Source organism: Pseudomonas fluorescens, from assembly GCF_900215245.1.
Taxonomy (GTDB): Bacteria; Pseudomonadota; Gammaproteobacteria; order Pseudomonadales; family Pseudomonadaceae; genus Aquipseudomonas; species Aquipseudomonas fluorescens.
Map to the genome: position 1 here is coordinate 4,725,997 of NZ_LT907842.1, position 12,734 is coordinate 4,738,730.

Here is a 12,734-nt window from a genome sequence, read left to right on the forward strand (position 1 = left end):
GTGGGAAGTTTCAACGGCTTTTGTCCTCTTCTGCCCAAACACCAGACGGCATAGCGCGGCGGGTCCACGCTGTCAGTCAAGGTATTGCCGCCCGTATACGGCAAGGCTTCGGCGCCAGCCCGCGAACAAAGCACTGTCCTATGTATAGAACGAATAAGGCCACGTTTGCCGGCTAGTGCTCAAACGCCAGCAGCCTTATGGTGGTCGTACTTTGGAGGTACACCATGAAAAAACTCATCGGCATCTACACCAGCCCTCGCGCCCATTGGGTCGGCGACGGCTTCCCGGTGCGCACGCTGTTTTCCTACGACTCGATGGGCAAGCACATCAGCCCATTCCTGTTGCTGGACCACGCTGGTCCCGCCGATTTCACGCCCACCGATCAACGTCGCGGCGTCGGCCAACACCCGCATCGCGGCTTTGAAACCGTGACCATCGTGTATGACGGCGAAGTCGAGCACCGGGATTCCACCGGCGCCGGTGGCAAGATCGGCCCCGGCGATGTGCAATGGATGACAGCCGCGAAAGGCATCATCCATGAAGAGTTTCATTCCGAAGCCTTTGCCCGTAGCGGCGGGGCGTTGGAAATGGTGCAACTGTGGGTCAACCTGCCAGCCAAGGACAAAATGGCCGACGCCGGTTACCAGACCATTGTCGACGGTGACATCCCTGTGCTGCCGCTGGCCAACGACGCCGGGCAACTGCGCCTGATCGCCGGTGAATTCGCCGGTACTCATGGCCCTGCGCGCACCTTTACGCCAATTGACGTGTGGGACGTGCGCCTGAATGCCGGTAAAGCGGTGACGCTGGACCTGCACGCCGGGCGCAATACTGCGCTGGTGATTCTGCGCGGCACGGTGCTGGTCAATGGCGAAGAAGTGGCGCGCCAAGGGCAATTGGCGTTGTTCGAGCGCGAGGGTGATCAGCTCACGCTGGAGGCCAACGATGACGCTAAAGTGTTGCTGCTCAGCGGCGAGCCGATTGACGAGCCTATCGTCGGCCACGGCCCGTTCGTGATGAACACCGAGCAGGAAATCCACCAGGCGTTTGCCGACTTCCAGTCGGGGCGTTTCGGGCAGATGGCGGGCTGATTGCCGGGCGCAATACCCCTGTGGGAGCGGGCTTGCCTGCGATGCAGGCACCTCGGTGTATCCGTTGCACCGAGGTGATGCTATCGCAGGCAAGCCCGCTCCCACATTTTGTTTTCCAGCGTTCCTGTTTCATGCGATCTTCTGGGCATTCGCCCTGGAGTCGCCTGGATGCCCTCATTTATCGCTGATCACCCGATGTTGTGCGCCGTGGCGCTGATCTTTATCGATATCGCTGTGTGGCGCCTTATTTCCGCCAACCTCGCCAACTGGAAACTCGCAGCGCGCTTGGCGATTTTTGCCGTTTACAGCGCCGTGTTGTTCAACGACGGCATGAACCCCATGCAACTCGCGCCGTATGCCGACAACACCGCCTTGCACCTGGCCGCCACGGGGTTGCAGATCGGCTGGTGGCTGTTCGCTGCGCGCACCCTCACGGTGTTGCTCGGCACGGTGATGATGAATCGGGTCGGGCACGGCGGGCGGTTGTTGCAGGACCTGATCGGCGCAGTGATTTTCCTGATCGCGATCATTGCCGCCATGGCTTATGTGCTCGACCTGCCCGTCAAGGGCGTGCTCGCCACCTCCGGCGCCGTGGCGATCATCGTCGGCCTGGCGTTGCAAAGCACCTTGAGCGATGTGTTTTCCGGGATCGTCCTCAACACCACCAAGCCCTATCAGGTCGATGACTGGATTTCTATCGACGGCACCGAAGGCCGCGTCACCGACATCGACTGGCGCGCCACACGCCTGGAGACTTCCCAGGGCAGCATGGCGGTGATCCCCAACTCGCTGGCGGCCAAAGCCAAGATCATCAACTTCTCACGCCCGGCGGACATGTTCGGCCTGGCGGTGAGCCTGCAAGTCAGCCCCCATGCGCGCCCGCAAACCGTGATCGAGGCGCTGGAGCGCGCCATGCAAGGTTGCCGACCCCTGCTGGCCAAACCCGCGCCCAGCGTGGCGTTCAAAACCTCGGCCAGTGGCGGCGTTGACTATGAGATCAGTGGGTTTGTACCGGCCATGGGCCTCAAACGCGAAGTACGCAACCAGCTTTACGATTTGGCGTTCCGGCACCTGCAAGCGGCGGGCGTAGGCCTGTTGTCCGCCACCGAAAGCAGCGCGCCACCGGCGATGTCCGCTGCGCGGGCCTTGCTGGAGCGCTCGTCGATTTTCTCCACTCTGCGCCAGGAAGAGAAAGACACCTTCAGCCAGAACATGACCCTGCACACCTACCGCGCTGGCGAGATGATCTTGCCGGCGGGCGAGGTCAGCGACCATTTGTTCATCGTCGAGTCCGGCGTGGTCTCGGTGATGTTGGTCAAGGGTGGCCACAAGTTCGAAGCCGGGCGCATGGGGCCGGGCGAGGTGATTGGCGAGGCGGGGATTTTGTCGGATGAGGCGACGCTGGCGGATTTCTCGGCCAAGACCTTCTGCACGCTGTACCGCATCGAAAGGGAATACCTCAAACCTTGCCTGGATGCGCGGCATGACATCAGCGAAGCCATGAAGGCGCTGCTGGATTTCCGTGTGCACACGGCGCAGGCCCTGACCCGGGAAACGCCGGCGGTGCCGGTCAAGAAAGGCTTTTTGCAGTGGCTGCGCAATCGCGGGCTGTAGCCGGTCATTGCGGGAAAACCCGAACGTCGTGCGGATCACTGACGTGCGCGCCGCGGTGGGCGCGCACGGTTCGTTGATCACTGAGCGAGGTAAACCGGGCTGTCGGTCGACAGTGAGGCTTTTACCGCGTGAGTCATGTCGGAAATCAAGGCCTCCTCGCGGTCTTCGCTCAGGGCTTTGAGGGTGATGGCGACCACTTCCTGAGGCGTGCTCTTCGGTGCCTGCACCTCGGCGACCATGTCGGTATCGATGTAGGCCGGGTGCACGCCGATCACCAGGGTGTTCTGTTCGCGCAGCTCGCCGCGCAGGCCGTTGGTCAGGCCCCACTGGGCGGCTTTCGAGGTGCTGTAGCCGCCGGTGCCGGGCGGGCTCAGCCAGCTCAAGACCGAGAGGATATTAATCAGCGCGCCGCCGCCGTGCTTGGCCAGGATCGGCGCGAAGGCGCGGCTCACGCGCAGGGTGCCGAAGGTGTTCACGTCAAAGTGTTGCTGCAGGTTCTCAACACTGTCTGCGGCCAGCAAAGAGCCGTATTTGAGCCAACCCGCGTTGTTGATCAACACACTCACATCAGTGCACTGCTCGGCGGCGCGCTGCACGCTGGCCGGGTCGGTAATGTCCAGCGCGACCGGCGTGCTGCCGGGAATATCGACACTGGCCGGGTCGCGCGCACCGGCGTACACCTTGGCGGCGCCGGCTGCCAGCAGCGCGGTGACGAATGCTTTGCCCAGGCCACGGTTGGCGCCGGTGACCAGTACGACTTTTCCACGAATATCCATGATGAACTCCAGGCAACGAATTAGGTTTAATGATGAAACCGTTTTTATCCTGAGCCTGTTGGTCCTATAATGCAACCTAATAGTTCTGACTAACGGGAGGCCCAACGATGAAACGCAAATGCCTGGAAGGCGACTGCTGCCCGGTTGCTCGTGCGCTGGATGTGGTGGGCGACTGGTGGACCCTGTTGATCATTCGCGACGCATACGCTGGCGTGACGCGCTTCGGGGATTTCCAGAAGCACCTGGGCGTGGCGAAAAACATCCTCGCCACCCGCCTCAAGGACATGGTCGAGCAAGGCCTGCTGCACACCAGCGAAATTGGCGCGCGCAGTGAATATCAACTCACCGACAAAGGCCGCGCGCTGATGCCGGTACTGGTGACGCTGGCCCAATGGGGCGAAGCCTTCACCGAGCCGGCGGCTGGCAGCACCCGTTTGCTGGATGCGCAGGCGCTCAAGCCGCTGCGCAAAGTCGAGGTCCTGTCCGAAGACGGCCGCGTGCTGGGCCTCGAAGACATCTTCACCCAGCTACCCGCCTGAACGGAACGTGCCCACGAACCCAGGGGCATTTTCTTCAATACCCCGCGCGCTCAGCCCTTTACCGTGATGCCATCTTCACGCGGCATCATCAAAAGGAACTGCAATGAGCTTGATCATTTCCATGGCGGCCTTCGCCCTGGCCACCTCCATCACACCGGGCCCGGTCAATGTGGTCGCGCTCAGCGCCGGCGCGCGCTTTGGCTTTGTTGCCAGCCAGAAACACGTAGTCGGCGCCGCTGTCGGCTTCACCTTGCTGTTGGTGCTGATCGGCCTGGGCCTGCATGAAGTGCTGGTGCGCTGGCCGCTCCTCACCCAATTGATTCAGTGGGGCGGGGTGGCCTTCTTGCTGTACATGGCCTGGAAACTCGCGGTCGACGATGGCCGGCTCGACGCCGAGGGCACCGCCACTGCGCCGTCGATGCTCTACGGCGCCATCATGCAATGGCTCAACCCCAAGGCGTGGCTGGCGTGCGTGGCGGGCATGGGCTTGTTTGTGGCCGATGGCGATGCGCGCCAGGTTTGGCTGTTCGCGGCGCTGTACCTGGTGATCTGCTACCTGTCGGTGGCGTGCTGGGCGTATGCCGGCACCTTCCTGCGGCGCTACCTGAGCAACCCCCACGGCGTGCGCCTGTTCAACCGCTCAATGGCCGCGTTGCTGGTGGCCAGTGTGGGTTATTTGCTGATGGCTTGAGCAAGTCGCGGTACTGCCCGGGCGTGGCGGCGAAATGCTGTTTGAAGGTGCGTTGGAAATGCGCCTGGTCGGCAAAACCGGCCGCCAGCGCCACGTCTGCGATCAACGCGCCGTTGCGCAACTGGGTGCGCGCAAACTGAATGCGCCGGTTGACCAGAAACGCATGCGGCGTGAGCCCGTAATACTGTTTGAACGCGCGGATCAGGTAGGACGGCGACAACTCGGCCGCCAGGCAAATATCTTCCAGCTTCAACGCCTCGGTGCAGTGCGCGCGGATGTACTCGGCGGCGCGCTCCAGCTTGTGGTTGACCTCCCGCACCGGCGTCAGCGAAGGGTTCAAACGCTGCTGCACCTCGGTGAAATAACTCACCAGCGCGCTTTGCTTTTGCAGCAACTCGGCCTGCTCATCCAACAGCAGTGCGTAGAGCTCGATCAAACCGTTGTACAGCACGCTGTCGCGGGTGTGCGGCGTGTTGAACGGCCGATAACCCTGGTCGGTACTGAAACCCAGCTGGTATTGCAGGTCAGTCAGCCACGGCGTGTCGAGGTACAGCATGTGATACGACCACGGCTGGTCGTAGATCGGGTTGCACGCATGCACATCGCCCGGGTTCATCAACACCACCGTGCCGGCGCTGATCTCAAACGTCTGCGCGCCGTAGTGGTAATAACTGCGCCCGGTGGTGATCGCGCCGATGGAAAAGTGCTCGTGGGAGTGGCGGGTATACGTCACCTTGCGCCCGTCGGCGATGGTGCGCGCCTCAATGAACGGCAAGCACTCGTCACGCCAGAAGCGCGGCGCTTGCGCGGGGTGAGCGGAGGTGTTCAGCGTCATGGCGGTGGCCCCATCCCTTGAGGAACGAGCAGGGATCATTACACAGCCCGGTGCTGCATCGCCATGGCCGTTGATCAAAGCACTTTAGACAAAAACACCCGGCTGCTGCCTTCAGGTTCACAGGGTATTTCGCCAAACCGCACCCAGCCGTGTTTCTCATAAAAGCCTGGCGCCTGAAAGCTCAGGGTGTACAGCACCGCGTTGCGGCAACCGCGCCGCCGCGCCTCGTGTTCAAAGGCCTGCAGCAACTGGCTGCCCAGGCCAGAACCGCGCAAGGCGTCGGGCAGGTGGAACAGGTCAAGAAAGGCCATGCCCAGGGACGTTTTGCCGGTAATTCCGCCGAGAATCTGCCGCGTGTCAGGGTCTTTGAGCAGCACCGTCAGCGGCAGGCGATCGTTGCAACCGGTGATGGCTGCATTGAACGCAGCCAGGCCGTTGCCGAGCAGGCGCTCGGCGTCGGGGTGGGGTTGGTCGCTGATTTCAATCTGCGCTGCCGTCATCACAGAACGCTTCCTCGGTTAAAGCGCCATCACCATCTCATGCCACGCCATCCCGCCATGTTCCGACGGCGAAGGCTGCACATAGGTGTAGCCCATGCGCGTGTACAACGGCACATGCTGCTCCTTGCACATCAAATGAATCGTCTGCTTGCCCATTGCGTGCATGCGCTGCACAAACTCAGTCATCAGCAGCCTGGAATAACCCTTGCCCTGCTGCGCCGGGTCAACCACCACTGACATAATCACCACATTCGGCGCCTCGGCCGCATGCCCCACCAACTCCTTGAACGCCTCATCCGACATCACCACCTGATGCGCGCAGCCACCGTTGATAAAACCCACCACCGCGCCATCCGCCTCCAGAATCAAAAAGCCCTCGGGGTACTGCGCAATGCGCGTGGCGATCTTTTCCAGCGTCGCGGCTTCATCGCCTTCGTAAGCGCTGATTTCGATGTTAAAGCAACGGCCGGCATCGTCGGGGCGGGCGTTGCGGAAGGTGAGGGCGGGCATGGGCGTTTCCTGGGGCGTTAAACGAAAGGCCACATCATAGCGGCACGCCCAAACACTCGCCATCGCCGCACTGGCAGCGTCGAACAAAGCTCAAACGGTGGGAGCTGTAGAGCCCCGGCGAGGCTGCGAAGGCGGCGGTACAGGCACTCTCAAAGCCGGATCAGTAGCCCTGTTTCAGTTCACCAAAAACCAGAAAACCCGCCAAAGCGGGTTTCCACACAGCTCACATCACATCAACTCACAGCAGCCACATCAAACCCGCGCCGCTCCATCACCGTAAACACGTCCGCCACATCCTGCACCATGATTCGAGCGGTATTGGCGACCGTATTGATGTCGTGCTCGGCATAGTCGGAGACATTGGAACAGGCCATCAGGTGCAGGTAGGCGAGGGCGGCGTTGAGACGTTCGCTGGCGCAAGCGTGAAGCTCGCTGAGCGGGGCGTCGCTGTCGATGAGGAGGACAGGGTATTCGGTTGCGGTTTGGGACATGGGGGTGAAGCGGCGGGGCGGGTGTTGAATTTTCAAGGTAGAAATCCCTAAGAAAGAAAAAGTATTGAACTGCCGTTGAACAAGGCATCTCCGGAAACAGATCTGGTGGGCTCAACGGTTTTGGGTAATTCTTTTTTAGGGCTGCGAATCCCATCGCCGATCAAGCTGGCGACGTAGCGGACTATAGATGGCTGATTTTGGCGAGGCAACGGGGGCTGTTGTGGTTGTAGGCTGGTTTGCGGAAGCATTGACTATTCTGGGTAAAGGTTAAATCAGAGGTTTAGTGCTCTATACCGCGTGTTTAAAGGTGATGCGTGCATGAGGACTGATCAGCATCGTGGATGCGTCTTTCGATTTTGTAAGACATATCTGACTGGGTTTTAGGAGAGTTTGGGTGGCTCCAAAAACCGACTCATCCATTTGCGTTCGACCTAGTCAGTTTTTACATCGGTTTTTACCAGCAGGTTTGCGTACATGACAGGCATAAAGTGGCCGATAACTGCCTCGCGTACAGAGCTATAGATAGCCGAGAGGCTTCGAGCGTGAGTGGCAGAAAGCAGTCTACAGAACACAATCAACTGGTTACGCAAAATATAAATCGATTCAACTTGCACTCGTTGGTGTTAATTCGGTAGGTTAAGCACTCATTGTGGCATACAGTTACCAAATAATTATTATGATCAATGCATACTACTCAAAAATTAAGAACGTTCTGGCTTAGGCGTGAAGGTTTTTCAAATACGAAAATTGGCCATAAAAATTAATGGAGGAAGATTTAAAATGACTGTATACAACTTTAGTGCTAGCGCATTAAAGAATGCAATTTACTTCGCTTAATGCCAGAATTCGAACTGTGCAGAATGCTCTTCGAACTATAATTTGTCGCCTGTCTCAACAGGTGGGTCAGTGGAACATACATGGGTAAATCAAGGACAGAGCAATGAGAATTTTACACATCTCAGATCTACATGTTACTAATAGTGCTGATCACGCAAGGATAATTAACGCGCTATGTGAGGATGTAATCAAGGCGAATAGCAATAAGAAAATAGATGCAATATTATGCACTGGTGACATTGCTAACAGAGGGAATACGTCAAAGAGCGCTATTGGCGCTCAAGAAGTAATAATAAGGAGGATACTTCGCTCCTCAAACTCTACGGCGGTATTTTTATCCTGTCCGGGAAATCATGATGTAAGTCTCAAGGATAGAGAGGATTTGTACGAGTCAATATTTACCAGCATAAACACCCCTGAAGAGGCAAATAAGCTAGTCGAAAATCTTATTGGCAAAGGCGACACGCCACTTTTGGGGCACTTAAGCGGCTATGTAGAGCTTTTAAGAAGAATTGATTCTTCAGCATATGCGGGGAATATGCTATTCACAACAAAAAAGCTAGAAATTGACTCTGTGCAAGTAGGTGTGATCTCTTTAAATAGTACATGGCGAACCGCTGGTGGAGGGAGCAAAGATAGAAATAGTCTATATGTTGGCGAGCGGCAAATTGAACTTTCACTTGCGGAGATAGATGGTTGTGATATTAAGATTGCAATGATGCATCACACTTTAGATTGGCTGGCTCCGGAAGAAAAGAATAGAATTCAACGAGTGCTGTCAACTAACTTTGATCTTCTTTTGTGCGGGCACAATCATAGCAATAATGCGTCACAAACAATATCAACATTGGGGAGTTTATTGATTAGCAACACAGGATGTATCTACGAAAGCAGAGATCACTATAACGGCTATTCCATTATAGATATTAATAGCAAGGAAAGCGTATTAAAGATAGAGGCGCGGGAGTATTATAGTCAGAGAGATGAGTTTGATATCTCCCCAAGATTCGCGAAGGATGGAGTGTATGAGTTTAGTTTGTCGAAAAATAACGGCGGAGTCAAAACATCTATTTCAAGTACCGCAATAAATGCAGCGTTAGAAAAGGCTAATTCAAAGCTCCTATCTTTTTCGGCGTCCGATATTGCACCAAAACACTTATCATCTATCTTTGTTGAGCCGCCGCTGGCAAAGAAAAGTGAGAAAAGTCTTGCTGCTAGTGATGATCTTGATACAAAAGATACTGATGAGGTCGTAAGTCTATACAGCTTGTCGCAAGAAAAAATAGACATTATTTTTATCGGGAAAAGAGAGTCTGGAAAATCAACACTGCTAAATCATATTGCAGTCAATAAATTTATGGAGTTTCATGGGAGTGCAAGGGTTGGCCTGTTGATTGATATCTCAATACTTTATAAGTTGACAGTGGCAGCCATCATTACTCAAGCAATAGAGTTTTTAGGTAACGAAATCCTTAAAAGGGATCTAGTCACTCTATTAGAGGGCGGTGAAGCATTGGTTATCTTCGATAGCTTTGATCTGCATAGTTCTGCTCATAGAAAATTAATTGAGGAGTTTAGAGAGAAATACCCAGCGCCTCGATATATACTGGCTACAAACGAAGAGTTGCAGGATGATCTTAGTCTTGAAAAGCTTCCGTCTTTAAAAAACAACCCGGCCGTTGTTTATATACACTCATTCAAGATAAGGCACACGAAGGAGTTAGTAAGAAAATGGTTCGGTGAGCATGACCAAAACTCTGAAGAACGGTTCGCGCTTGTAAAAAAGTTATTATCCAAGTTGAATGTACCACAAACCCCTTTCTTAGTATCTATATTGCTATGGGTAATAGAGCAGCAGCCCACAGCCAAACTAATAAATCAAGCGTCCGCAATAGAAGCACTAATTTTTGGTCTTCTGGAAAAATTTACAGAGTCAAAATCGCGATCTAACTATGATTCCAATATTCAGTCCCATTTTCTATCAGAACTATCTACCGCCATGGATGAGGCAAGCGCAGAATGGGTGAATTCGAATGAATTTGAGGTTTTTGTATCTACTTACTTTAATAAGAGGGGGCTCACCGTCCCTTCAAGGGGCTTCACAGAGGAGCTTCTTAGGAAAGGCTTACTATATGAGAGTAATCAAAAAATATCATTTAAATTCGATTGCTTTAGGGCTTTTTTCCTAGCAAACAAACTTGCTGATAGTGTAGAGGCGCTGGCAAAGGTTTTAACCCCACTTTCAATCTCAAGCTATACAACCGAGCTAGACCTACTTACAGGCCTTCACCGGGATCGGAAAGATATTCTAATTTCAGCTAGGGACTGTTGTCGAAAACTACTCGCCGAGTCCGAGTTTGAAGTTGACATATCTTTGTTTGAAAGTCACGGTAGTGAACAAGGAATATTTAATCAGTCGGAAAGTCTAACGAAAATGGAGGACGATTTTTTAAATACTCCCATTGATGACAACCATAGAGCTAGATTCATTGAAGAAGCAGAAGTCCCTTCAAAGGCGTCTATTGATCATGACCATGCTAGACAAAGGCACCCTAGTACCCCACTATCAAGCCAAATGCATTTCATAGGTGCGTTAAAAGCATACTCTAATATATTAAGGAATAGTGAGCTAATTGATGATGTCGAGCTAAAAAAGCAGTGCCTCAATGATGTTCTTACTATGTGGTCAAAAATTATTGTTTCCACAACAAAGTATTTTCACGAAATAAATCCAGACGACTTCCCAGACGACCTTCCGCCTGAGCTTGAGTTTTTGTCTCCAGAACAATTTAAAAGCTTTATAAGATTGATGATCCCTCAACTGATCTCATCTTTAATGGCGGAGTCCTTGGCTACACCCAAGCTTGAAAATTTTATTCTGGCTGAAACGAACAATCCGAGTCAGTGTATACGTTTCCTATCCACAATGCTCACGATAGAGAATTTAAACAGGGCAAGCATACAAGCGATTTGTAAGTTAATAAAGGAGGCGAGTGCGAATAATATTGTTACGCAGGCAGTATTTATTCGACTTCTAACGTTATATTATTTTGAAGCGCCTTCTAACTCATTAGAGTCAATAAGGGACTGCATTGGTGATGCCTTTAATGCTCTTCGAGGCTCATCAAGTAGTGAACGATCAGTATATAAAGGGCAATTTTTACGGCATATCGATGAGAAACGTGCAAAAACTCTGGGGGATCTAGAAAAGGACTAAGTTGAGAGTGGAAGTCAAAGTTTTTTCTCGACACAGGTCACGATCGTTAGTCGTGACCTGTAGGTGGCCTACAACTGAGAGCGAAAAAACGGGGTCAGTCCACAGTTAAAATAATGGTGGTCTGGCCCCGTTCTGCGTCTAACACATGGTTTAAGTCGCTCGCTGGGACGGCGTTCCGCCGCCCCTTAACCAAACGTTATGTGAATTAGGGGATATATGCGTTTGTCTTTGGTTCTTTTTCTTTCTCTGCTTCCAAGCCTTTCGTCAGCAGATATTGGACTTAACAATATGATCGAAAGCTACGAGTCACAAAAAAGTGGTGATTATCTAAATGATCAAGAGTTATCTTTTTTAAGTCACGAAATTGGCATGCGTCTTTTGGCGAGTGAAAAATACGATTCCGCTATCACTTACTTTAAAACCGCATTAGAGATCGACCAGAATATTGACAAAAATGACCCCGGCCTCGGGGGGCGCTGGACATATTTAGGCCAGGCATACACGCTTAATGGTCAGATAAATAATGGTATTGAATCGCTCCAGCGCGCCCTTCAGATAGATGAGCAGCACTACCCTGAGGGGCACCTGAATATTGGAATTGCACACGGAAATTTGGGTTGGGCTTTAATTCGATCTCGAAACTATCAGAGCGCAAATGATCATTTAAAAATAGCTTGCGCAATCTTCTTGGAAGAGTTTGGCGAAAACCACCCCCAAACTCTAGACTGCCACAAGAAGCTGAACGTTACCCTCAAGTACCTGCAGAAGAACCGATAATAGGGATGCGCGACTATAAATAAGCACCAATCGCCACAAGATTTATTGTTTTGCTTTACGGGCATTGCCAGGCCGCTTCTGGCAGGTACGGCTTCAGCCCATTTACATATGCACCAACGACACATAACAACTGATTTAAATCATTCTCTTAAATAGTAGGGGTTAGAGCACATTTAAATAAAGGTGGCCTGACCCCCAATATTTTTTCAATCAGCGCTTCAAAGCATCACATTGGGCACGCAGGTCCCTGTTGGAGATTGAACCGCAGCTACCGTTGTTGGTTTTCGCGTTACACAAATAGCGCTGATCACTGTCGTCGATGCTATTGCAGCTGCCTCCGTTGGTTTCAGCATTGCAGGCATAGCGCAGGTCGCGGTCGGAGATGGAGTTGCAGCTTCCATGATTGGTCTTGGCATTGCAGTAATAACGCTGGTCACTGTCGCTGATGCTATTGCAGCTGCTCCCATTGGTTTCCGCGTTGCAGGTGTAGCGCAGGTCGCTGTCGGAGATAGAGTTGCAGCTACCATGGCCTTCCTTGGCTTTGCAGTAAGCGCGTTGGTCCGAATCGCCAATGCTGTCGCAGCCGGCAAAGGCGTTGCCGCTAATCAACAACAACAGCACAAGAATCACTCTCATCACTTTCTTCCTTGGTTTACCGGGACGCTATTCGGTATTTTTGGCCCGGCTGGCCATGCTGCACAACGGCGCGTCAAATTGCCATCACCTTAAGAAAAAGCTCACTTTTTTCCAGCCATCTTATTGCGCCTCCAGCGCCGAGCCGTCGCCCGACGCCCGAGAGTTGTCATGGCAATAAACCCTATTGAGTCTGAGTGGTGTGCAAGCTTCGTAGGCTGCT

12 protein-coding genes are annotated in these 12,734 nt (G+C 53.3%); 6 read left to right on the forward strand and 6 right to left on the reverse strand.

The genetic code is table 11. The annotated features are described in order from the left end of the window. Positions 1–224 precede the first annotated feature (224 nt). Positions 225–1,091 carry a pirin family protein gene (locus tag CPH89_RS22170; protein ID WP_053255601.1) on the forward strand — a complete coding sequence of 289 codons (867 nt, stop codon included), beginning with the start codon at positions 225–227 and terminating at the stop codon, positions 1,089–1,091. A gap of 168 nt (positions 1,092–1,259) precedes the next feature. Next, positions 1,260–2,705 (forward strand): mechanosensitive ion channel family protein, encoded by a 1,446-nt coding sequence (locus tag CPH89_RS22175; protein ID WP_053255602.1) that lies wholly within the window; start codon positions 1,260–1,262, stop codon positions 2,703–2,705. A gap of 77 nt (positions 2,706–2,782) precedes the next feature. On the opposite strand, the gene CPH89_RS22180 is transcribed toward CPH89_RS22175, so the two are convergent. Next, complete coding sequence (locus CPH89_RS22180) at positions 2,783–3,481, reverse strand: SDR family oxidoreductase (protein WP_053255603.1); 699 nt, start codon at positions 3,479–3,481, stop codon at positions 2,783–2,785. Between the two features lie 107 nt (positions 3,482–3,588). On the opposite strand from CPH89_RS22180, the gene CPH89_RS22185 reads away from it, so the two are divergent. Next, positions 3,589–4,020 (forward strand): winged helix-turn-helix transcriptional regulator, encoded by a 432-nt coding sequence (locus CPH89_RS22185; protein WP_053255604.1) that lies wholly within the window; start codon positions 3,589–3,591, stop codon positions 4,018–4,020. Between the two features lie 103 nt (positions 4,021–4,123). Then, entirely contained in the window at positions 4,124–4,711 is a 588-nt protein-coding gene (locus CPH89_RS22190) for a LysE family translocator (protein ID WP_053255605.1), read from the forward strand. Here the strand turns inward: CPH89_RS22190 and CPH89_RS22195 are convergent. From CPH89_RS22195 to CPH89_RS22210, 4 genes are all read right to left on the reverse strand, one after another. Then, positions 4,653–5,546: an AraC family transcriptional regulator gene (locus CPH89_RS22195; RefSeq protein WP_053255606.1), complete on the reverse strand. Its 894-nt coding sequence runs from the start codon at positions 5,544–5,546 to the stop codon at positions 4,653–4,655. The genes CPH89_RS22190 and CPH89_RS22195 overlap by 59 nt on opposite strands. A 74-nt stretch (positions 5,547–5,620) precedes the next feature. Beyond that, complete coding sequence (locus CPH89_RS22200) at positions 5,621–6,046, reverse strand: GNAT family N-acetyltransferase (RefSeq protein ID WP_053255607.1); 426 nt, start codon at positions 6,044–6,046, stop codon at positions 5,621–5,623. An 18-nt stretch (positions 6,047–6,064) separates the two neighbouring features. Further along, complete coding sequence (locus CPH89_RS22205; RefSeq protein WP_053255608.1) at positions 6,065–6,556, reverse strand: GNAT family N-acetyltransferase; 492 nt, start codon at positions 6,554–6,556, stop codon at positions 6,065–6,067. A 233-nt stretch (positions 6,557–6,789) separates the two neighbouring features. Beyond that, positions 6,790–7,047 carry a hypothetical protein gene (locus tag CPH89_RS22210; protein WP_053255609.1) on the reverse strand — a complete coding sequence of 86 codons (258 nt, stop codon included), beginning with the start codon at positions 7,045–7,047 and terminating at the stop codon, positions 6,790–6,792. 940 nt (positions 7,048–7,987) lie between these two features. On the opposite strand from CPH89_RS22210, the gene CPH89_RS22215 reads away from it, so the two are divergent. Further along, positions 7,988–11,101, forward strand: coding sequence for a metallophosphoesterase (locus CPH89_RS22215; RefSeq protein WP_081006351.1), 3,114 nt, complete (start codon positions 7,988–7,990; stop codon positions 11,099–11,101). A 216-nt stretch (positions 11,102–11,317) separates the two neighbouring features. Then, the gene (locus tag CPH89_RS22220; RefSeq protein ID WP_232005398.1) at positions 11,318–11,878 is read left to right on the forward strand and encodes a tetratricopeptide repeat protein; all 561 of its coding nucleotides are present in this window, start codon (positions 11,318–11,320) and stop codon (positions 11,876–11,878) included. A 210-nt stretch (positions 11,879–12,088) separates the two neighbouring features. Here the strand turns inward: CPH89_RS22220 and CPH89_RS22225 are convergent, their stop codons facing one another. Then, positions 12,089–12,514 (reverse strand): hypothetical protein, encoded by a 426-nt coding sequence (locus CPH89_RS22225; RefSeq protein WP_053255612.1) that lies wholly within the window; start codon positions 12,512–12,514, stop codon positions 12,089–12,091. Positions 12,515–12,734: the final 220 nt, after the last annotated feature.

Coding starts and splice junctions, on each gene's coding strand:
- CPH89_RS22195 (WP_053255606.1), bottom strand. CDS start 5,546: ATGACGCTGAACACCTCCGCTCACCCCGCGCAAGCGCCGCGCTTCTGG.
- CPH89_RS22225 (WP_053255612.1), bottom strand. CDS start 12,514: ATGAGAGTGATTCTTGTGCTGTTGTTGTTGATTAGCGGCAACGCCTTT.
- CPH89_RS22200 (WP_053255607.1), bottom strand. CDS start 6,046: ATGACGGCAGCGCAGATTGAAATCAGCGACCAACCCCACCCCGACGCC.
- CPH89_RS22185 (WP_053255604.1), top strand. CDS start 3,589: ATGAAACGCAAATGCCTGGAAGGCGACTGCTGCCCGGTTGCTCGTGCG.
- CPH89_RS22205 (WP_053255608.1), bottom strand. CDS start 6,556: ATGCCCGCCCTCACCTTCCGCAACGCCCGCCCCGACGATGCCGGCCGT.
- CPH89_RS22180 (WP_053255603.1), bottom strand. CDS start 3,481: ATGGATATTCGTGGAAAAGTCGTACTGGTCACCGGCGCCAACCGTGGC.
- CPH89_RS22220 (WP_232005398.1), top strand. CDS start 11,318: ATGCGTTTGTCTTTGGTTCTTTTTCTTTCTCTGCTTCCAAGCCTTTCG.
- CPH89_RS22190 (WP_053255605.1), top strand. CDS start 4,124: ATGAGCTTGATCATTTCCATGGCGGCCTTCGCCCTGGCCACCTCCATC.
- CPH89_RS22215 (WP_081006351.1), top strand. CDS start 7,988: ATGAGAATTTTACACATCTCAGATCTACATGTTACTAATAGTGCTGAT.
- CPH89_RS22210 (WP_053255609.1), bottom strand. CDS start 7,047: ATGTCCCAAACCGCAACCGAATACCCTGTCCTCCTCATCGACAGCGAC.
- CPH89_RS22175 (WP_053255602.1), top strand. CDS start 1,260: ATGCCCTCATTTATCGCTGATCACCCGATGTTGTGCGCCGTGGCGCTG.
- CPH89_RS22170 (WP_053255601.1), top strand. CDS start 225: ATGAAAAAACTCATCGGCATCTACACCAGCCCTCGCGCCCATTGGGTC.